General features: G+C 35.4%; 16 protein-coding genes and 1 pseudogene. 2 read left to right on the top strand and 15 right to left on the bottom strand.

The window, feature by feature from the left end:
* Nucleotides 1-16 precede the first annotated feature (16 nt).
* The 3 genes and pseudogenes from I6I93_RS06275 to I6I93_RS06265 form a co-directional block, all read right to left on the bottom strand.
* A pseudogene (locus I6I93_RS06275) lies at nucleotides 17-2,836 on the bottom strand (SHIRT domain-containing protein); the annotation flags it as partial.
* A gap of 672 nt (nucleotides 2,837-3,508) precedes the next feature.
* Nucleotides 3,509-7,510: an FtsX-like permease family protein gene (locus I6I93_RS06270; protein ID WP_112889858.1), complete on the bottom strand. Its 4,002-nt coding sequence runs from the start codon at nucleotides 7,508-7,510 to the stop codon at nucleotides 3,509-3,511.
* Between the two features lie 7 nt (nucleotides 7,511-7,517).
* Complete coding sequence (locus I6I93_RS06265; protein ID WP_112889857.1) at nucleotides 7,518-8,219, bottom strand: ABC transporter ATP-binding protein; 702 nt, start codon at nucleotides 8,217-8,219, stop codon at nucleotides 7,518-7,520.
* A gap of 197 nt (nucleotides 8,220-8,416) precedes the next feature.
* Here I6I93_RS06265 and I6I93_RS06260 point away from each other — a divergent pair, with 197 nt between their 5' ends.
* Nucleotides 8,417-8,791, top strand: a complete 375-nt coding sequence (locus I6I93_RS06260) for a hypothetical protein (protein ID WP_112889856.1) — start codon at nucleotides 8,417-8,419, stop codon at nucleotides 8,789-8,791.
* 21 nt (nucleotides 8,792-8,812) lie between these two features.
* On the opposite strand, the gene smpB is transcribed toward I6I93_RS06260, so the two are convergent.
* Genes smpB through I6I93_RS06230 form a run of 6 tightly spaced genes read right to left on the bottom strand, consistent with a single transcriptional unit; the run spans nucleotide 8,813 to nucleotide 15,306 of the window.
* Entirely contained in the window at nucleotides 8,813-9,268 is a 456-nt protein-coding gene (gene smpB / locus I6I93_RS06255) for an SsrA-binding protein SmpB (protein ID WP_112889855.1), read from the bottom strand.
* Nucleotides 9,261-11,363 carry a ribonuclease R gene (gene rnr, locus I6I93_RS06250; RefSeq protein ID WP_112889854.1) on the bottom strand — a complete coding sequence of 701 codons (2,103 nt, stop codon included), beginning with the start codon at nucleotides 11,361-11,363 and terminating at the stop codon, nucleotides 9,261-9,263. The genes smpB and rnr overlap by 8 nt, the downstream gene beginning before the upstream one ends.
* Entirely contained in the window at nucleotides 11,363-12,535 is a 1,173-nt protein-coding gene (locus I6I93_RS06245; protein WP_112889853.1) for a D-alanine--D-alanine ligase family protein, read from the bottom strand. The genes rnr and I6I93_RS06245 overlap by 1 nt, the downstream gene beginning before the upstream one ends.
* Before the next feature lie 4 nt (nucleotides 12,536-12,539).
* On the bottom strand, nucleotides 12,540-14,093 hold the full coding sequence (locus I6I93_RS06240) for a UDP-N-acetylmuramoyl-tripeptide--D-alanyl-D-alanine ligase (RefSeq protein WP_112889852.1): 1,554 nt from the start codon (nucleotides 14,091-14,093) through the stop codon (nucleotides 12,540-12,542).
* A 9-nt stretch (nucleotides 14,094-14,102) separates the two neighbouring features.
* On the bottom strand, nucleotides 14,103-14,873 hold the full coding sequence (locus tag I6I93_RS06235; RefSeq protein WP_112889851.1) for an alpha/beta fold hydrolase: 771 nt from the start codon (nucleotides 14,871-14,873) through the stop codon (nucleotides 14,103-14,105).
* Nucleotides 14,860-15,306 (bottom strand): hypothetical protein, encoded by a 447-nt coding sequence (locus I6I93_RS06230; RefSeq protein WP_070700356.1) that lies wholly within the window; start codon nucleotides 15,304-15,306, stop codon nucleotides 14,860-14,862. The genes I6I93_RS06235 and I6I93_RS06230 overlap by 14 nt, the downstream gene beginning before the upstream one ends.
* Nucleotides 15,307-15,412: 106 nt before the next feature.
* Here I6I93_RS06230 and I6I93_RS06225 point away from each other — a divergent pair, with 106 nt between their 5' ends.
* Nucleotides 15,413-15,652 carry a glutaredoxin family protein gene (locus tag I6I93_RS06225; protein WP_070700353.1) on the top strand — a complete coding sequence of 80 codons (240 nt, stop codon included), beginning with the start codon at nucleotides 15,413-15,415 and terminating at the stop codon, nucleotides 15,650-15,652.
* A 38-nt stretch (nucleotides 15,653-15,690) separates the two neighbouring features.
* Here the strand turns inward: I6I93_RS06225 and I6I93_RS06220 are convergent, their stop codons facing one another.
* The 6 genes from I6I93_RS06220 to I6I93_RS06195 all read right to left on the bottom strand — a co-directional run bounded on the left by I6I93_RS06220 (nucleotide 15,691) and on the right by I6I93_RS06195 (nucleotide 21,398).
* Complete coding sequence (locus I6I93_RS06220) at nucleotides 15,691-16,584, bottom strand: hypothetical protein (RefSeq protein ID WP_112889850.1); 894 nt, start codon at nucleotides 16,582-16,584, stop codon at nucleotides 15,691-15,693.
* 202 nt (nucleotides 16,585-16,786) lie between these two features.
* A complete protein-coding gene (locus tag I6I93_RS06215) occupies nucleotides 16,787-17,773 on the bottom strand; it encodes a 3D domain-containing protein (RefSeq protein WP_083315495.1) in 987 nt (328 codons plus the stop codon).
* 550 nt (nucleotides 17,774-18,323) lie between these two features.
* Nucleotides 18,324-18,953 carry an NUDIX hydrolase gene (locus I6I93_RS06210; protein ID WP_112889849.1) on the bottom strand — a complete coding sequence of 210 codons (630 nt, stop codon included), beginning with the start codon at nucleotides 18,951-18,953 and terminating at the stop codon, nucleotides 18,324-18,326.
* Nucleotides 18,943-19,974, bottom strand: a complete 1,032-nt coding sequence (locus tag I6I93_RS06205; RefSeq protein WP_112889848.1) for a patatin-like phospholipase family protein — start codon at nucleotides 19,972-19,974, stop codon at nucleotides 18,943-18,945. Before I6I93_RS06205 ends, I6I93_RS06210 begins: the two co-directional genes overlap by 11 nt.
* Complete coding sequence (gene mscL / locus I6I93_RS06200; protein WP_112889847.1) at nucleotides 19,971-20,390, bottom strand: large conductance mechanosensitive channel protein MscL; 420 nt, start codon at nucleotides 20,388-20,390, stop codon at nucleotides 19,971-19,973. Before mscL ends, I6I93_RS06205 begins: the two co-directional genes overlap by 4 nt.
* 156 nt (nucleotides 20,391-20,546) lie before the next feature.
* Complete coding sequence (locus I6I93_RS06195) at nucleotides 20,547-21,398, bottom strand: DMT family transporter (protein WP_112889846.1); 852 nt, start codon at nucleotides 21,396-21,398, stop codon at nucleotides 20,547-20,549.
* Nucleotides 21,399-21,561 lie beyond the last annotated feature (163 nt).

Here is a 21,561-nt window from a genome sequence, read left to right as displayed (position 1 = left end):
TTTTTGCAGTTTCTTTATCCCACGCTTCGAATGTCCATGTTCCTTTGTTCACTTCATCTTTTACTGGAGTGAATTCTTTTGGTGATGGAACTGATTTACCATCTGCTAGATTTTCTACTGTTTTTGGTAGTTGATCTTTTACGCCTTGTGGTAATTCACTTGGTGTTCCTTCTGCTTTTGATGGTTGGAATTCGTAGTCTACTTTGTATTGTTTTTGTTCTACTGGTTTGTATACGTAGATTACGTGTTGGTCGTCTTTTTTAACTTCTCCATTTGCTGGATCAGATTTTTCATCCATTCTTACAAATTCGTATCCGTCAAATGTTTTTTCTTCTGTTGTATATTTTGTTCCAACTTCTGCGTTTACTAGTACTCCACTTTCAGGTTCTAGTTCTTTTCCGTCTTCTGTTACGTATTTTACGTATACACTTCCTGTTTCTGGTTTAGGGTCTTCTTTTGGTGTGAATTCCCATTTTCCTACAAAGTGTTCATCTGCTCCATCGATTGTTGCATTTGATCTGTCGTAGCCTTTGAATGTCCATGTTCCTTCTGATGTTGTTACCTCTTTTTGTTCTGGTTCTGTTGGTACGACTGTGTTGCCATCTACTTTTCCTGTTTGGTCTTTTGGCAATAATGCTTTTACTTCTTCTGGTAAGTCTTTTCCAGCTGTTCCTGATTTGAATTCGTGAGTTACTTTGTATTCTTTTGGTTGTGGTTCTTCATCTTTTGTGAATACCCATGTTCCTGTTACGTGTTCGTCTGCTCCATTGATTTTTGCAGTTTCTTTATCCCACGCTTCAAATGTCCATGTTCCTTTGTTCACTTCATCTTTTACTGGAGTGAATTCTTTTGGTGATGGAACTGATTTACCATCTGCTAGATTTTCTACTGTTTTTGGTAGTTGATCTTTTACGCCTTGTGGTAATTCACTTGGTGTTCCTTCTGCTTTTGATGGTTGGAATTCGTAGTCTACTTTGTATTGTTTTTGTTCTACTGGTTTGTATACGTAGATTACGTGTTGGTCGTCTTTTTTAACTTCTCCATTTGCTGGATCAGATTTTTCATCCATTCTTACAAATTCGTATCCGTCAAATGTTTTTTCTTCTGTTGTATATTTTGTTCCAACTTCTGCGTTTACTAGTACTCCACTTTCAGGTTCTAGTTCTTTTCCGTCTTCTGTTACGTATTTTACGTATACACTTCCTGTTTCTGGTTTAGGGTCTTCTTTTGGTGTGAATTCCCATTTTCCTACAAAGTGTTCATCTGCTCCATCGATTGTTGCATTTGATCTGTCGTAGCCTTTGAATGTCCATGTTCCTTCTGATGTTGTTACCTCTTTTTGTTCTGGTTCTGTTGGTACGACTGTGTTGCCATCTACTTTTCCTGTTTGGTCTTTTGGCAATAATGCTTTTACTTCGTCTGGTAAGTCTTTTCCAGCTGTTCCTGATTTGAATTCGTGAGTTACTTTGTATTCTTTTGGTTGTGGTTCTTCATCTTTTGTGAATACCCATGTTCCTGTTACGTGTTCGTCTGCTCCATTGATTTTTGCAGTTTCTTTATCCCACGCTTCAAATGTCCATGTTCCTTTGTTCACTTCATCTTTTACTGGAGTGAATTCTTTTGGTGATGGAACTGATTTACCATCTGCTAGATTTTCTACTGTTTTTGGTAGTTGATCTTTTACGCCTTGTGGTAATTCACTTGGTGTTCCTTCTGCTTTTGATGGTTGGAATTCGTAGTCTACTTTGTATTCTTTTGCTGGAACAATACCTGCATCTACATTTGTGATGTTTTCATTTGCTTCTAATTTAATTACATCTGTTTTTCCTGTTTTTGGATCTAGGTCTGAATCTTTATCAGCAGCGCCTTGTCCCTTTGTTGTAAGAGTTTGACCGTCTTTTGTAACTACTTGAACAACGTATTCACCTGCTGGCAAGTTTTCAAATTTGTAATTACCATTTGCATCTGTAACTTGGTCTTGAACTAGATTTCCGTTAAAGTCTTTAGCTGGACTTCCATCTTTATCAAGAAGTTTTACTGTTACTCCTTCAACTCCTTTTTCTCCTGCATCTTGGATTCCATTAGCATCTTCATCTAACCAAACTCTATCTCCAATTGATGATGGTTTTAGTAATCTTAATGAAATTCTGAATTTGTCCCAGTTTGTTAAATTATTATATGTTTTATTTCCAATTTGTATTTTTTCAGTATTAATCACATTCAGACCATTTATTCCATCACCATATTGTGAGTTATTGTTATTAGTGAAGAAAACTCTACTTGTTCCGTATTTATCTGTTGGAAAAGCAGAATATGGAGTAGCATTGTGATAAAGCTTTAATGATACTTCTTTAAATGTTCCCTTTAAGATAACACTTCCTGTACCTGCTGGTACTAATTTTGGACTTGGATATCCATTATTTTGGATGTGTTCTCCTTGTGTTAGCTTAGCATGTGTAAAAGTATTTCTATTTTTTACCTTAATCGTATTATTAGTAACTTCTAAGTTAGAATTTGAAGCTCCCTTTTCAAATGAAACTCCATCTGTGATTAGCTCTATATCAGTAGAATTAAATGATCCTCTACCAAGTACAGCCCCTGTTCCATTTGAATATTGAAAATCACCGAATGCGTTAACGTATCCGCCTAGTCCTGATAAGTCTAGTACTGGGTCAGTTACTGTTTTATCAAATGTAAGTGTTACAGTTCCAACTTCAGCACGACCGCTATAATTAGCTTTTTGATATGTGTTTAATTTACCACCAACACCATTACTTGCTTGGGCATTAATTGCTAAGGCAGGAATTGTTGATGGATCTGGATTGGCGTAAAACATATCAGATGTTGCAGCATAATCTGCTTGGTGTTTTCCGTTACCAGATAAATATGATGCTCCATCATTTCTATCAGCTTGTTTAACAAATTTTGCTGTTACACCTATGTTTCCAACTTTAGCTTTTCCTGTAGAATAGGCTCTAACGCCATCTGGAACTGAAAATTCAGTTGTGATGTCATTTGACATACGCCAATCAGTATTTACATCAAAATCTTTATCATTTATCTCTGCAAATACGCTAAGTTTATCTGTTGCAAATACTCCAACTATCATGAGCATTAAAATAAGCAACGAGATTATTTTCTTATTCTTTTTCACTTTAATCCTCCTTTTTATATTGCAATAAGTTTTTATCACAATATATCGTTTGCTGTCTTTACTGTTCTAGATTAAATTTCTAAAACATTATATATATTATATTTGTAAAACCAAATATCAAACCTCCTTGTTTTTAAAAATGAATTCACTCACCTAAGCTAATTTTACTACATTATTCAAGTATATAAAAGGTTCTTCTAGTTTTTTTGTACATAAATCAGTTTTTTTTGTTATATTAATAATTTTTATCAAATATTGTAAAATTTATATAAAAAATTCCCACTAAAAAAGCAAGTGGTCTTTAACACTTGCTTTTTATTTTTCAATATTTTTTTTCAAATCCTATGTCTCATCTTATTCATTTGACTTCAAGGCATCTATGGCCTTTATCTTCTTTATCTTATAGTGGAAGATTATCATTATAAATGTATTTACAAGGGCTGTTATTATTCCTGCCAAGATAAAGGGTCTTGGGCTCAAGTCTTCTGGCAGCATGGCCATAAAGGGAACTACTATTTGTAGGACAGAGTAATGGAGGATTTTTCCAACGCCCAGTCCAATTATGATTCCAATTATTGCCAAGATATAGGTTTCCTTGTAAATGTATGATGTTGTCTCTCTTGGATAAAAGCCTAGAACTTTTATTGTTGAGACTTCTCTTATTCTCTCTTCGATGTTTATGTTTGTAAGGTTGTAAAGGACTACGACTTCCAAAATTGTTGTCACTATTAGGATAATTATCTCAACCTTAGTTATTGAAAACAGGAATTGATTCAATACATCCTTCATGTCACCAACATTTCCTATATTAAAGACTGACTTCTTTTCTATTGTTGACTTTATAAAGTCATCCTTGTCAAAGCCTTTAGGAACTTTTATTAGGTCTGTGTTGGACTTGAATTCTGATCCTGTTACTTTTTCAAAGTAGTCCCTGTCCATGTATACATTGTGTCCAAGATAAAATTCACTGATGCCGGCGACTTCTACTTCGAATTCATTTCCATAGACGTCTCTAATTTCTAGTGGGTCGCCAACTTTTAACTTTTTAAGTTTGGATAGTTTTTCTGTGATTATAACTCCCTTTTTTGGAAGCTCTAATTCTTCTCTTGTGTCCTTGTCAAAGAGAGCCACGTAGTTTTTGAAATCTTCCTTGTCCCTTGGGACTATAACATTTACTGACTGGTCAATTTCTTTGTAATCAACTGTAAATAATTCTTGATAGGACTCTGTGTAGTCCAAGTTTTTCTCTGCCAAGGACTTCTTGTATTCTTCGTAAGAGTCTTCATCTAGGTCTTTGTCATAAAGTATTGACAGGTCGTACTTCAAAATATTTTTAAATTGTAGGGTCTCAACGTCCTTTACTGATTCAGATATACCAAATCCAAGTACTAAGAGGGCTGCACAACCCATTACTCCCACCACTGTCATGAACATCCTCTTTTTAGACAAGAACAGGTTTCTCGCTGTTACCTTTGCTAAAAAGCTCATCCTACTCCAAATAAGGGGAATTTTTTCCAAAAGGATCCTGTTTCCCTTAGATGGTGCCTTTGCTCTTAAGAGGTTGGCTGTCTTTTCATCTAGATTTTTATTGACACTTATCATGGCAGCTACGCTTGTGAATAAAAATCCAATGACAATAGCGAAAATAACTCTTAGTGGAAAGATATTTATTAATAGTTTATTTTCAAAAATTGTCTTTGTTGAGTAGGCGTTTCCAATTATATAGGTCAAGATGTAGGAACCAGAAATTGCTCCCAAGGTCCCACCAATTAAGGAGGCAAGTGATCCATAGAGGAAGAACTTCCTTCCAATTTCTTTCTTGGTATAACCCAAAGCCTTGTAGGCTCCAATGACAAGCCTGTTTTCGTCGACCATCCTAGTCATTGTAGTGAAACAAACTAGAAGGGCAATGGCAAAGAAAAATATTGGGAAGATAAAGGAAAGGCCGTCAACTCTCTTTGCGTAGTCAAGATAGGTGTTGATGTCTTGCGACAAGTGCCTTGGTGTAATTGTATAGCGAGGCTGTTTGATTAAACTTAGATATCTTCTTCCATCTGCAATTTTCTCTCTTGCATCAGAAATTTTTTCTTCAGCCTCTTGAGACTTGTCTTGGTATTCATCTTCTCCCTTTTTCAAATCTTTTTCTGCCTTGTAGAGTTTTGACTTGGCATCATTTAACTGGTCTTTACCAGTTTTTAATTCTTCATCAAGTCTGTCTTGGCCCCTGTCCAGTTCATCTCTTCCAGACAAGTATTTTTCTTTGGCTCTTGAAAGTTTTTCCCTGCCTTCCACATAGTCATCATACTTTTCCTCGTATTCTTTTTTTCCAGACTCATAGTCAGCAGTTCCCTTATTTAATTTTTCTTCGGATTCACTTATTTTATTTTTTGCTTTTTCTAATTCTTCTCTTGCATCTTGAAGTTTTCTCTTGTTTTTCTCGATTTCATCCTTGCTCTTGGCATATTCCATCTCTCCCTTTTCTGTCTCTGCAATCCCCTCTTCAAGTTGCCTATTTCCCTCTTCTATTTGCTTCTTGCTGGCATCAAGAGTAGCCCTGGCTCCTGCAAGTTTCTTTTCATTTTCTTGGATAGTAGCAATACCAGCCTTGCCTTCCTTTAATTTTGCCTTTAAGTCAGACAAGTTGCCTGTGATTCCACCAGGGACTTCCTTATTTATTTCTTCCACTGCCTTGTCAATTTCTTCCTTTGATGTCTTTAGGAAGTCTAATTTTTTATTTAAGGCAGCCTTGTTCTTTTCAAGTTCAGATTTTTTTCCTTCAAGTCCTGCAATTTGTCCCTCTATATTTTGTCTATCTTCATCAGACAGGTCAGGATTATTTAAGGAGTTTTTCAAGGAAGAAATTTGTCCATCAATTTGTGAAAGGCCACTATCAACTTGCTTTATTTGTGAGGAAGTTTTTGCAATTTCATCTTCAATAGTCGGAAGTTTTTTTACAAGATCTTCTCCAGCTTCCAAGGCCTTGTCTAGGGCGTAGATTTTTTCCACAGCATCTTCATAAGATGAAGCCCCCATTTTGGAAACTAATTTATTTTTGCCAGCTTCAAGTTGAGCCATACCAGACTGGTATTCTCTTTCTCCTTCTTCATACTTTTTCATTCCGTCGGCAAGTTTTTTTCTAGATTCTTCGATCTTGTCCCAGCCATCATCAAGCTTTTTCCTTCCCTCAGCTAGCTGGTCTTCTCCCTGTCTTAGGGCTTTTTCTGAAGCTTCCACTTCTCCAAGACCTTTTTGGTACTTTTCCTTGCCCTCTGTCAGCTTCTTTCTTCCAGAATTTAATTCAGACTTGGCATCATCAAGTTTCTTCTTGCCATCAGATAATTTTTCGTAACCATCAATTAACTTTCTCTCACCATCATCTATTTCCACAGATGCCTTGTAAAGCTTGTCCCTATTTTTAGAAATTTCCGACTCCGCCTTGTTCTTTTCTTCATTGTACTTGTCAAGGCCTTCCTTGTAGTCGGACTTCCCCTTGTTTAGGTCTTCTCGCCCCTTGACTAGCTTGTCCTTAGCATCAGATAACTTAGTTTCTGCATCGGTGATCTTGTCCTCTGCGTCAGTGATTCTATCTGAGATTTCTCCCTGGATTGAGTCAAGTCTTTCCTTGGGTCTAGACTTCAAGTCAATTTTAAGAGCCCTTTTCTTCTTATCCATGTAGTCAATATAGTCCTTGTCAGAGGTTTTTAAGCCTTCAGTCCCCAAAAATTTTATCTTGGCAAGAGTAGGGTCACCAGAAAAATTTCCATCGTCAATGAAGGCAAAATAAGAAATTTGCCCGTATCCTCTTTCTGAATAAGTTGCATTGTTCTCTTGGAGAAAGTCCAAAGAATTTGCAAATCCAACAACCTTAAAAGAAAGTCTCTTTAGATCATTGTCCTCATCATCGTCGTTATCTTCCTTAAAGCTTATTGTGTCCCCAATTTTACTCCCAGTTTGTTTCATTCTGGAATCCAAAATAATTTCATCAGGTCCTTCAAGTTCTCTTCCCTCAATTATTTCTGGTTTGGAAATTTCATAGGGCATGTTTAAAACTTTTATAACAGTTGGATCTCCTTCAAGAAAGACATCCTTGTCATAACCATACTCCAGCTCCTTGATATCCTCTTGGTCCTCGATAATTTGTCGGTCCTTAGCTTCAAGTCCAATGGGAACGGAAACCTTTAGGTCCTCTTGATTTAATTTTTCAATTTTATCATCAATTGTATTCCTCATAACCTTGCCTGTGGAAATAAGTCCAATCAAGACAAAGACTCCGAGGAAGACAATTATCATTATTGAAATAAATCTCGGTAGAGAATTTTTTATCTCCCTGAGATTATCCTTGTCGCGAGCTTTCACCCTCCACCTACCATTCTATATCCATTATGTCCCTTGGGTCGTCGTTGATAAAAACATCCTTGACCTTGGCGTCAGAAATTTCAATTAGCCTGTCTGCAGAATTTTTAATTGCAGAGTTGTGAGTTATTAGGACCACAGTTGTGTCCGTTGTCCTAGTAAGGTCCTGCAAGAGCTTTAAAATTTGCTTGCCTGTCTTATAGTCAAGGGCACCTGTTGGCTCATCACATAAGAGGAGCTTTGGATTTTTCGCAATTGCACGGGCTATTGATACCCTTTGTTGCTCTCCACCAGATAATTGTGACGGGAAGTTGTCCATCCTATCTCCCAGACCAACAGATTTTAAAACTTCAACTGGGTCCTTGGCATTTTTTACAATTTGACTTGCAAGCTCAACATTTTCAAGAGCTGTCAGGTTGGGAATCAAATTATAAAATTGAAAGACGAAGCCCATGTCGTAACGTCTGTAAGTTGTCAGTTCTCTTTCCCTATATTTCGCAATATTTTTCCCATCAACTAAGAGGTCACCAGATGATGCCGTGTCGAGACCTCCTAAGATATTTAGAAAAGTTGACTTGCCGGCACCTGATGCACCTAGAATTATTGCAAACTCATTTTTTTCTATTTCAAAATTTAATTTATCATTTGCCATGACAGACCTTTCGCCAATCCTGTAAACTTTTGAAAGGTCCTTAACTTCGATAAAAGCCATAATATCACCTGGGCTTATTATATCAAAAAATATATTTTTTTTAATCATTAAGTCTGATTTAAATGTTTTTAGCTTTTATAATTTTTTGTTTATTAATTAAAAAGCAAATCTTTTGTTGTAAGAGATTATTTTATTTTGTATGCTTATATTATAAGTAAAAATTATTATATGTATTTTAAAGATAAAGGTGATTTAGAATGAATGACAAAAGCAAAAAAATTTTAAAATATATAGCTATTTATTTAATAATCTATCTACTTTATAAAGTATCTTATGCAAGCAGAAGTCACATAGCTTTTAATGTATTTGACGGAAAAAATCATACTCTTAATTATTTCATAAGCTTACTTACATTTAACATACTGGGAATATTTTTAATAAAAAAGTCTATAATAGGACATAATTTTTATCTCATTTTAATTTCATTTAATGTCATAGATGCAATAGGTGCATCAGGTGATATCGCTTATTCTCAAAATGACAATTATTTATTTTTTATAATTCCATGTATATTTATCATCTTTGAATGTTTTCAATATTATAAAGAAAACAAAAAATTAAAATCAAAATAAATTTTCACAAAAAACAAGCACTCAATATTTGAGTGCTTGTCTTAGTTTCTTATCAACTTCTCTTTTCTTCATTGTCTCTCTCTTGTCCCAAAGCTTCTTACCCTTGGCCTTGGCAATTAGGACCTTGACCTTGCCCCTCTTGAGATAAACTTTCAGGGGGATGATTGTGTAACCATCCTGAGTCTTAACTTTTTCAAGTCTTAGGATTTCATTTTTGTGCATCAAAAGTTTTCTCTTCCTCATGGGATCCACATTGTAAATATTTCCCTGCTCGTAGGGTGAAATGTGCATACCTGATACAAAAATTTCTCCCTTGTTGATGTCACAGTAGGCATCCTTGATGTTGACATGGCCTGCCCTTATGGACTTGACCTCAGTCCCAACAAGTTCAATCCCTGCTTCATAAGTGTCCTCTATAAAATAAAGATGGCTGGCTTTTTTGTTGTTTGCTATTGCATCGTTTTTTTCCTTACTCATCTTCATCACCTACCATTTTAAAATCAATGTTGCCCATGTTGAGGTCAACATTTACAACTTTTATTGTCACATTGTCGCCAATGTGAAATTCTTTTTTCGTCCTGTAGTCAATGGCCCTGTAGTTGTCTTGGTCAAATTCGTAGTAGCCGTCCATGGTCCTGTAGCCCACAAGCCCTTCTATAAGGTTATCTAATTCCACAAACATTCCAAAGTTTGTGATAGAAGAAATCCTACCCTTGTAGACTTCTCCAATTCGCTCAGACATGTATTCAGCCATCTTAATGTCTTCAACTTGTCTTTCTGCTTCTTGGGCAACTTTTTCTGTCTTAGAAACTTGCTCTGCTATGTCTGGCAAGATTGCTTTTAAGTTTGTTATGTCGCCCTTGGATAGTTTTCCCTCAATTTTCTTTTTTATAATCCTGTGGATTGTGAGGTCAGCATATCTTCTTATTGGAGAAGTGAAGTGGGAGTAGTGGTCAAAGGCCAAGCCAAAGTGAATGTCATTTACTTCAGAATACCTTGCCTTTGCCATGGACCTTAGGGTCATAGTTGAGACAAACATCTCTTCCTTGCTTCCCTTTACCTTTTCAAGGAGCTTTTGCACATCTCTTGGTTCAACTTTTTCATCAAAGTTAATCATGTAGCCAAGAGGTCGCAAGTAGGAGTTGAGTTCTGAAATCTTTTCATCCTTTGGTCTCTCGTGAATCCTGTATAAGAATGGAATTTTCTTAAAATAATATTCTTTTGCCACACAGACATTGGCCATAAGCATAAAGTCCTCGATGAGTTTGTTGGCAGTTCTCCTGTCCCTCTTGTGGATATTTTGTGGCCAACCTTCCTCGTCAACTCTAATAATAACTTCCGGTATATCAAAGTCTATGGCGCCACCCTTTTCTCTCTTGTCTTCCAAAATTTTTGCAAGTTCATACATCTTGTCTAGGGTCTTCTCAAGTCCCTTAAGAGATGGATGGGAAATATTTTTTTCTAAGTAGTCAGAGACATTTTCATAAACAAGTCTCCTCTTAGAATTAATTACAGACTCAAGGATATCATATTTTACTACTTCGCCCTTCTTGTCAATTTCTGCAAGGACTGAAAGAGTTAATCTATCTACTCCTTCATTTAGGGAACAAATTCCATTGGAAAGTTCAAAGGGCAGCATTGGTATAACCTTGTTTAAAAGATAGACTGAGTTTCCCCTCTTGAAGGCTTCTTCATCTATTGGAGAGTATTCTTCAACATAGTGGGACACATCGGCAATGTGAACTCCTAAAATGTAGTTGCCGTTTTTTGCTACTTCAAGAGAAATTGCGTCATCAAAGTCCTTGGAATCGGCTCCATCAATTGTAAAAGTTGTGAGGTCTCTTATGTCCCTTCTTCCCTTCAAGTCCTCTTCTCTAACTTTTTGTGGAAGGGCCTTTGCTTCCGATAGGGCAGCCTTTGGAAATTCCATGGGAAGGTCAAGGCCTGCAGCCACAGAAAGAATATCGACGTCAGGATCATCTGGATATCCCAAGACTTCTACAATTCTTCCCTCAGGTTTTTTATTGGCCTCTGGCCATTTTTCTATTTTTACAACAACCTTTTGACCGTTCTTCGCCCCATTAAATTTCTTCTTTGGAACATAAATATCCATGGCCATCTTGCTCTCATCTGATACTACAAAGCCAAAGTCCCTTTTGTTTTGAAAGACTCCAACAAATTTTGTGTTTACCCTCCTCACAATAGAGAGGACCTTGCCCTCTGGCTTGTCACCAGAGGACTCCCTATATCTTCTTACGATTACCTCATCGCCATTTAAAGCTGAGTTAAGGTTGTTTTTTGATATATAAATATCTTCGTCAAGATTTTCGCTTATCAAAAATCCAAAACCCTTGGCATTTGTTTGAAGTTTTCCAAAAAAGAATTTGTCATTGTCCACAAGTCTATATTTCTTCCTGTGGTCCATGAAAATTAGGCCCTCGTCTTCAAGTTCCTCTAGAATCCTATTAAATTCTTTTTTCTCCTTACTCTTAATTTTAAATAACCTAGCAAGCTCATCTTTTGTCCTTGGCTTTGACTTTTCAATAAGTTCTAAAATCTTTTCTTTAATCATTAAATCTTTGCTCCATAACTTGTCATATTAAATAAATTTGAATCAATGGAATAGTTATTTGCAGCTCTCTCACTGTGTCTTTTCTTGCCAAGTTCAATTAGCCTTGTGATTAGGTCTTTGATCATAAGTCCCTCAACCTCGTAGAGGTAGAAGGCAATAGAACCTGGAAGAGTGTTGATTTCATTTACATAGGCCTTGTCGCCGTCAACTAAGAAGTCAATTCTTGCAACACCTGCACCATCAATTGCTGAGAAGGCTTTTTTTGCAAGTTCTTTAATTTCCTTTTCAAGCTCAGGCTTAAGTTCTGCTGGAAGTTTTTTGTTTTGGTGCTTTTGAGATGATTTAGCTCCCTTAGAACCAGAAACATACTTATCTTCGTACTTTAAAAGGTCCTTAAAACCAAGAGGTTCTTCTGCTGCAGAAACTCTTAAATCATCTTCATAACCAAGTACTGCCACGTTAATTTCTCTTGGGTTAACAACAGCTTCTTCAACAATAATTTTTCTGTCGTAGTGGGCTGCAACTTCTAGAGCCTTTGAAAGGTCAAGGGCATTTTCAACTCTTGAAATCCCTATTGATGAGCCAAGGTTAGCTGGCTTAACAAAAAGTGGGAAGTTTAGGTCCTTGCACTTTTCTATAACTCCCTTTAGGTTTTTAAGTTCTTCTCTGAAGAAGTACTTATATCTAGTCATTGGGATGTCTTCTGATTCAAAGACCTTCCTCATAATGACCTTGTCCATACCTACAGCAGCAGACATAACTCCGCAGCCTGTGTAAGGCATGCCCATAAGTTCAAAAAGTCCTTGAGTACATCCATCTTCACCAAAAGTTCCGTGGAGGGCAAAGAATATGCCATCAATTTTTTCGTAAACTTCTACTGAATCGTATTCTGCCTTAAATAACTTCTTTGGATTGTGCTTCACATAGTATAAGTTTTTGTTGCCATATTCTGGCTTGAAGAAGACTTCTACTCCATCGTGGAAGTCTTGGTCCTTGTAGGACTTGAAGTTCTTTAGACTTTCTCCTGACAAGAACTTGCCATCTTTTGTAATATAAATTGGAATAGGATTGTACTTGGACTTATCCATATTTTCAATAATTTGCATTCCTGTAATAACAGAAACTTCGTGTTCAACGGATCTTCCTCCGAAGATTACACCTATATTTTCCATTTTTTCACTCCTCATTGTAATTATCAGGAAGGTCATTTTCAAAGAGAACGACATCTCCCGCCATTGAAATCTTTGCGAGAACCTGAGTTGCCTCGTCTAGTGAAGAAACCCTATAAATTTTTTCTTCATCAAAGTTTTTATCCTTAAGGCCTTCATAGATTGGAAGAGTTCTCTTTTTGCCAACTAAAATTGCAAAATCAAGGACATCTGCCATAACTTGACCTATTTTTCTATTTTCTTCTTCTTCCATATCTCCAAGCTCAACCATGCCTGGTGTTATTATTATCTTCCTGTGGTCCTTAAATTCTCTCAAAACATCGAGAGCAGCCCTAAAGCCCACTGGGTTTGAGTTAAAGGCATCGTCAATAACTATGGTGTCATTTGATGACGGAATAAGTGAAAGTCTGTGTTCCACTGGCTCAACCTTGGAGATTCCTCTTTGGATTTCTTCTAGACTAAGTCCCAAGACGTGGGCAGCAGTCGCTGATGCAAGAAGGTTGGAGATGTTGTGAACTCCAAGAAGTCTTGTGGAGCACTTAATTTCTCCTGCCCCCTTGATGTGGAGGACAAATTCTGATCCTCTTTCATTTACTTTTATGTCATCTGCATATACATCTAGCTTGTCAAAGTCCTTAGTTCCATACCTATAAGTCTTTTTCTTAGTCTTGTCTGCAAGGGGTTTGACATAGTCGTTGTCGTAGTTGAAAATTGCAATCCCATCTTCTGGTAGGTCTTCAATTAACTCGTACTTTGTCTTTTGTATATTTTCAATTGTCTTAAAGAGGTGCATGTGAGTTGGCCCAATAGCAGTTATTATCCCAATATCTGGTTGGACAAGTTCTGCAACCTCGTGGATTTCTCCAGGGACCTTGGCACCAAGTTCTGCAATAAAAACTTCCCTGTCACTTTCAAGTTCATTGTTGATGATCTTTGAAAGTCCCATAGGTGTGTTAAAGGATGATGGTGTGTTTTTTACCCTTAGGCCTTCAGATAAAATTGTATCTGAAATAAATTTAACTGAAGTCTTTCCAAAAGACCCTGTAATTCCAAGGACCTTTAGGCCATCTTCTTCCTTGAATTTTTTGATTTTTGCCTGAGCTGACTTGTAAAAGCCCATGTTTATCTTATCTTCAGTAGGTTTTGCCCACTTGTTTGTCAAAATAAGTAGCCTGTATTGGTAATAGTAAATTAAAAATGACAAGATTATTGTCACTAAAATTGAAAGAACATAGGATCCTGATCCATCAAAAAAACCCAGCGAAAAAACAACTACAAGGACAAAGGCAATATAGTTTACAAGCTTGTGCTTCTTTAAAAGTCTCTTTGCCCTATCAGTCCAAACTATAGGAGTCTTTTGATTTTTGTCTAGCTTATAAACTAGTTTGTTCATCTTTTCCTTGTTATTCTTCAAAAATGTCTTGTATTCATCATTGTCGTAGCCCTCTAACTGGAGCATGTGAATGGGAAAATTACTCCTAATTAGGGAATAATAAAGTGCCACACATATAATTACAAAATCTATTAAAAAAATTGGCAGTCTCTGTAAAAAATATTCCATTAAAATCTCCTAATCTAAAAACGAATTGATAACTGCATTAAACTGACCGAACTTGTCAAGGTAGGAATAGTGTCCAGCACCCTCTAAGACAACTAGGCCAGAGTTTTTTATCTCTTCTTCAAATATCTTACCCATGTAAAGGGGAGTTGCCTCGTCCTTGTCTCCCCAAATGAGGAGGGTTTCTGCCTCAATGTTTTTGAATTCTTCCCTTGTGGACTCATTAACAACCTTTACAAAGCATTTTCTCATAATTCCATCTGCTGCCTGATAGTCATCTGACCCGTGTTTTTTATAAAACTTTGCCATAGCCTCTTCATTATTGCCATGAGTTAGCATATAGAACTTTTTTGCTGCCTTAAAGGAATAGACCTTGGTATAATAAGAAAGCTTTCTCTTGGGAAGGACTCCTGATGCGTCGATTATTATAAGCTTTTCTACCATTTCCTTATTTTTTGATCCTAAAATCGTAAGGGTCTTGCCCCCAAAGGAGTGACCAACAAAGGTTGCCCTATTGATTTTAAAGTGGTCTAAGAACTTTAAGAGAAATTCATAATAATCATAGGTCCCCATGACTTCTTTTGGGTTTTCACTGTCCCCAAAGCCTGGTGCATCATAGGCATAAACTGTGTAGTCTTCGGGGATGGCATTAAAAATTGGCATAATTGACTCAATATATGCACCCCAACCGTGGAGAATGACAAGGACTTTCTCGCCGCCCTCCCTCTTTATATATGCAGTTTTTATCCCGTCTATTTCAACAAATTCTTTATCTATTTTCATCTTCATCTTCTTCTATAAAAATTATTGAGCCCTGGTCTTCTTCATGGGAAGTATCTTTTTCATCCCTAACAAAAATTGAAGAAGAAGCCTCATATCCTGGGCTAGTCACATCTTCTGTAAATTCAATTCCAGAAGTCTTTTCACTTAGGTCAAGGCCCATCTTTAGTGAAGAAATTCTTGACTCTAGCCTATCGATCTCCTGCAAGGTCTCACTAACATCGAGATCAGACCCCTCTCCCCTAAGGGACTTGTATTGGTGTCTGCCAAGCTTTTCAAAGGCTTCGCTAAGTTTTCTCTCTTCATTTAAAAGTTCGTATCTCAACCTTGCTGTCTTTTTAATTTCTTGTGATTCGTTCACAAGTTTTTTCTTTAGATAATTTAAATTTCCAGCTAGGTCATTTAAATTGCCATCAAGACTGTCAAAAAATCCCACAATATCACCTCGAATCTATGTTATTATACCAAAAATCTCTAATCTTTTAAATACTGCCCTTGTTTTCTTTCCCCTTAATTGGGTAATAAAAGATTGGAGGGATAATATGGAAAAATTAACTTTATATGTAGGAACAACTTGCCCATTTTGTAAAAAGGTAGAATCTTTTATGGAAGACAAGGGCATTGATTCTGTAGAAATTAAAAATATAGACGAAGACAAAGAAGCACGTGAATACCTAATTGAAAAGGGCGGCAAAAAACAAGTGCCTTGCCTATTCATTGGTGATAAGCCTCTTTATGAATCACTAGATATTATTAAATACCTAAAAGAAAATGTAGCATAATATTTAAACAAAAGAAAAGACAGGGATTGGCCTTGAGTTCAATCTCTGTCTTTTTTGTTTCTTCTTCTGTTTTTCTTTCTCTTTTTTCGCGATAACAATATATTTTTTGACTTAGAAATAGTGTAAGAATTTAAAATTAAATTAATAATATTGCATAGGATTATTATCTTTATGGCAAAGATCCTTGGCATAAAATAGCTTGTAACAAAAATCAAACTAATAATGCTAAAGATGTCCACAAAATATTCCACATACATAGTCATGGAAAAAATTGTGTTTTCTGAAAATTTCAAGTTGACAGAAAGCACATTAATAAAAAATAAAAGCATGATAAAGGAATAAGTAACTATGGAAATATTAATGCTGGCAGTCAAAATGTAAATCTGTAGCATAAAAAACATAGAAAACTTAACCATGAGAAGTCCAATTTCATAAACTTCAAGCTTTAGCTTTTGAGATTCGTAAAGCTTATCAATGTCCCATTCTTCCATTAGGGCATTTAAAATCTTTGTAGTCTTAATCTTTTCGCAGATCCAAGATGGCAAAAGACTCAAGATAAAAATGCTAACGACAAGACTCTTTAAGACGTCAAACAAACCTGTCCCTTGAAAGCGTCTAAAGTAGTTAAAGGTAAAGACTATAAGTCCAATAAGGGCAGATATTGATAAAATCTTTAAAAATGCCTTAAAAATTTCATAGTTCTTCCCACTTATGAGAAAATTGCCTGGTTCGCTATAGGCTCCTGCAAACTCGTAGGGGTTTCCCATCCTATTTAATTCTTTTTTTATATCTTCTTCCGTGTAAATTTCCGGAAGTCTATCTCTCAGTATATCTAAAAAATCCTCTTTGGCAGCTTCTTGCTTGTCATAGGGAATGTATCTTTGCAAATAATAAATATATCTATCGACGAGTTCATGTTCATTTAATTTCATAAAATCATCCTCGTTTATATTATAAGTTAAATATTGGTTCTTTTAAATGAATAATATTAAATTTAAAAATTATTTTGACTTTCTCTCTACAAGTTATAAATTTTAATTTTCTTGTAGATTTTTCAAAGGTAAATTTTTTAAAATTTAAAATTTTCTATAAATCAAAAATTCCAATAAAAAAAGTCCTGTTACCAGGACTCTCTTAATCAAGTACATAAACTTTTACATTTCTTCTGCCAAAATTTCTAGCTTGGGCACTTGTGCTGTAGAATAAGTCAATTCTATTTCCCTTAATTGCTCCACCAGTATCTTCTGCTGTAGCATATCCGTAAGTTGCAAAGCCGTCCATACTTTCGATGTAAAGCTTTGAGCCTAGTGGTATAACCTTAGGGTCAACTGCAACTGCCCCAACTCTTGCTCTTGTTCCCATAGCAGTTTTTGAACCTGCTGTAGGGTCGTAAGCAGTAGCTTGCATAACAATTACTCTCTTAGCTGACTTGCCATTAGGAGCTGCAGTTCCTTTTTTAGTTCCAACTTCAACAACTTCCTTTACAGGCTCCTTTGTAATTTCACTTTTTATAACTTCAGTTGATTCTAAATTTCCATTTACATAAGTGTTCTTTAGGTTTTCTAGCTTTTCTCCAACTTGTCCCTTAGTGATTACATTTTTTTCACCTTCAAACATTTCATTGTTTTCACGAGTTTCTGTTTCAAAAGGAATTTCTAGCTTGTTTTCTATGTTTTCTTCAACAACTCTGTCGATCTTGATTTCCATTCCTTCTTTAGCAATTTCGTCAAGTGGAAGAGAAACCCTATCAAGTTTACTTAGTTTAATGCCAAGATTTTCAAGTACATCAGCAACTGTGTAGCCATTAGCTTCGGCAATTAAAGTCTTGTTACCATCTTTTATGTGGTAAGACTTTGGTGAAGTAATCACAATCTTTGAATCCTTAGTAATCTCTTCATCAAGGCTTGGGCTTACAAGGTCCTTGTTCTTAAGAACAATGCCTTCTTTTTCCAAGAAGCTGCCTACTGTCTTTTCGTATGTAAATACTGTCTTTGTTTGTCCGTTGATATTTAGTTCAACGTCTTTGCCTAGAGCCGTGCTAAAACCCATTGTTAGGATTGACACAAGGGCCAAGGCTATAAGTATAAATTTCGCATTTCTAAAAATGTTCTTTTTACTCAAAAATATTACCTCCATAAATTCAGTTACAAGTTTGTAAATTTTGTTACTACTTTGTAACCTCTTCTAACCTTTAAAGAGTATATTAAAAAATTTAAGATTTGTCAATTTTTCTGTAACTTTTTTGTAAATCTCCTATAAATTGGCTTGGTTGAGCCATTCTATAATTTGAACAAAATAGATGTATTTTAAATCAAAAATATCTATAGGCTGAAAGCAAGTAATATAGCCATTCTTCTCCTTATATTACATTTTTATTACAAAAAACCTTGACATTTCTATGCTTTTTTGTCAATTTTTGAATAAAAATTTATTATTTACACCTAAAATTTGTCTCGTAAGTCTTTTATAATTTCTAATTTATTAACCAAGTAAAAAATATTTTCTTTCTATAGAAAACTTATTATTTTAAATTGAATTAAAAATTAATTTTAATCTTAAAATGTATAAAATTTATTTTCCTAAAATGTTTTCAATATAAAATAGAAAATAAAAAAGCTTAAAAAATTATTATCCACTTATAATTTTCTAAGCTTTTTTTATAAATTTTAAATTAAGACATTAGGTTTTCTACAAACCTTCTTGCCATCTTGGCAGTAAATCCCCAGATAATTTCATCTTCATATTCATAGAAGAGGACTTCTTCTCTCCCCCTCTTAAACTTGTAGTTGACTCCATTGGGTATCAAGTGATAAGGAAACTCCTTGTTCCTTTCAACCCTTAAATTGATCTTATAGGATTTTGGTTTAGTCTTTAAAAAATAAGAAAGAGGAACTGTAAAAACTTTTTCCACCTCATCTTCAGATGGAGAAATTTTATCAAAATCCTTTTTGATTTCTCCAACAAAGGTGTAAATAATTGCTGCATAGGGATTGACCACAAAGTCTCCCTCAGAATAAATTTCAATTTCCCTTCCTGAAATCAAAAGCTCTTCTGCAGTCTCTCTAACAGCTGCCTCTCTTGGACTCTCTCCCTTTTCAATCCTTCCCCCTGGAAAAGAAATTTCACCAGGTTGATTTCTAAGAGTGAAGGCCCTCTTCTCAAAGAGAAGGTGAATTTCCCCGTCTCTTTTTATAAGGGGAATCATAACGGAAAACCTATTTTTCACATCAACAGGCAGAGGCTTTCTTCCTTGGACCTTGGCTTTAATTTTTCTTAAATTTAAGTCTTGGTCAGTTGACATTTTCTATCTCCCTCATAAATTCTTCTACTGTATAAACTCTAAATCTGTCAATTTTCTTCCTATTACCCTCTTTTTCCAGAAGCTTATATAGGAGCTCATCATACCTAAAGTTCTCTGACATCTCCAAGTCTTCAGCAAGCTTTGGAGCATAATCCTCAAAAATTGTCCTGGCAAGCTTATTTTCGCTTTCATTGATTTTATCCTTTAAGAGCCTGTAAATATACTTTAAGCTCTCTTCTTCATCAAGGGGCATAATATAATATTCTTCACCCCTTAGGCCCTTAACAGCACGAAAGGCATCAAAATAGCCAAGTTTTATCAAGTCATCGGCCCTGTTCTTGTCAAAGCCAAGAGAAGACCCTAAATCATGACTTGGCTTAATAATATAATTTGCCCTCTCAATATTTTTAAGAGGAGTCTTAGAAAGTCTAACTAAGACAATGTCAGTGTCGTCATCAATCATCTCCATGGGAGCTGGTGATGCAAAACCTCCGTCAATAAAATACTTGCCGTGAAGACGTTGTAGCTTGAAAACAGGAAGGTAACAAGAAGCAATAATATAGTCCTTTAAAAGTCCCTTTTCAATATCTTCCTTAAATAGTCTATCAACCTTGAGGTCAGACACATTTACTGTGCAAATTCCAAAGTCCACATCAGATTCCCTTAGTTTATCTTCATCTATAAATTGATCCACCAACTTAAAGAGAGGATAAGGTGACCTGGTTAGCTCTGGAATCCTGATATCATGTTTACGAAGCTTTTCCACTATTTTTGTAAAAAGATTTTCGTCTCTCTCTATTTCTTGTAATTCATTTTCAAAAGCCGAAAAGTCTAAAGACTTCCAAGCCTTAAAACATTCATAGGCATCCCCTTGGGCAAACATAGCTCCATTAAAGGCACCTATGCTAGTTCCAACAATTTTTGAAAAGTCGAATCCCATTTCCATGAGGGCGAAGTAGGCGCCTACTTGGTAGGCACCCTTAGCTCCTCCACCTTCGAGGACTAATGCCCATTTTTTCATTTTACACTTCCTAATTCAGATGTACAGTGTGGACATCTTGTTGCATTAATATCAATTTTAGACTTACAGAAAGGACATTCCTTTTCAGTTGGAGCTGGAGCTTCTTCTTCCTTCTTGAATTTGTCAGTAACCTTTGCAATTTGTTTAATCATTAAGAAAATAACAAAGGCAATAATCAAGAAGTCAAACACTGATTGTAAAAATATTCCGTACTTAACCTCAGCAGTTCCCACTGTAACAGCAAGATCTTCGAAGCTAACTCCTCCAAGTAAGATGCCAATTAAAGGCATTAAAATATTTTCTACAAGGCTTGAAACGATTTTACCAAAGGCACCACCTATGATAACACCCACAGCCATGTCCATAACATTACCTTGCGCTATAAACTCTTTAAATTCATCAACAAAATTCTTCATTTTTCCTCCTTTAATTAAAATAATATAGTAAAAATAATTTCTTACTGATATCTATTACCCATATTGAAGATAAAAAAACTATAAATAAAAAATCCCAAGCCAATTACATGACTTGAGACAATTTCTTCTATAATATATTGATTTTTTATCTTTAAGTTAAGCTTCAATTTCTTTTCCTTCTTCCTTACTTAAGAAGACATCCACCAAGGCACCTCCAAGTATAAATGCCATGCCTATTATTACATTTCTTGGAGGGACTTCTCCATTAAAGAGCAAGACCCAAATTGGATTTAGAATTGGTTCTGCAAGTGCAATTATAACTGCCTTCTCTAACTTGACCCTTCTTAGCCCCCAAGAGTAAAGAGCATAAGAAAGTCCTGAAATTGAAATTCCCGCCAAGACAATTAAAATAATGTCAGAAATCTTTGTGGGTGGATTCCCAAAGTTAAAAAGAAGAGCCAAGGCATAAAGACCACAGCAAATTAAATTTATAATTGAAACTATGCCAAGGGGGTTTCCTTCTTCAACCTTTTGTAAAAACTGCGAATAGCATACAAAGGACAATCCTATGGCAAGTCCTGTTAGTATAGCTAGGTAATTCCTATCCCTAAAGATCCTCAAAATATTTACTATAACTCCAATAAATATGAAAGTGAAGACAAGTATATTCTTCTTTTTTATATTTTTATATTTAATAAAGTTATAGGCAATTAGATACATTGGTGCTGTATATTGTAGAGAAATAGCCATAGCCGAAGTTGAAATCTGTGTTGTAATTGTCAGTGTCAACAAGAATAGTGACATTGAAACTGCCGCCAAGACTAAATATTTTTTTGGTTTAATAGGCTTGGATTTAATAAATCCTGATAAAAAAATAAATCCTCCAGCACTTCTTATTAGAGTTATCCAAATTGCACTTGCATCAACAGTCTTTACAATAAAACCCGACAAGCTCCAAAGAACTACTGCAATAAAAATTGAAATATAACCTTTCTTTTCATAGCTCATAATTCTTCTCTATTTAAGAGACTCCACCTCCTAAGATTTCAGTAATTAGGTGTTGTATTCGTCAAAATAAAAATAAATGGATTTTTATCAGACTTTCCTAATTAATTGATTCTAGTCTCTTAGTTATTAAATATATTGTGCCAAAATCATTTTATTAATTACT

It is taken from the genome of Peptoniphilus harei, from assembly GCF_016726485.1.
GTDB classification, from domain to species: domain Bacteria; phylum Bacillota; class Clostridia; order Tissierellales; family Peptoniphilaceae; genus Peptoniphilus_A; species Peptoniphilus_A harei.
The sequence above is the reverse complement of the archived record's forward strand: the minus strand, read 5'-3'. Positions and strand labels throughout refer to the sequence as shown.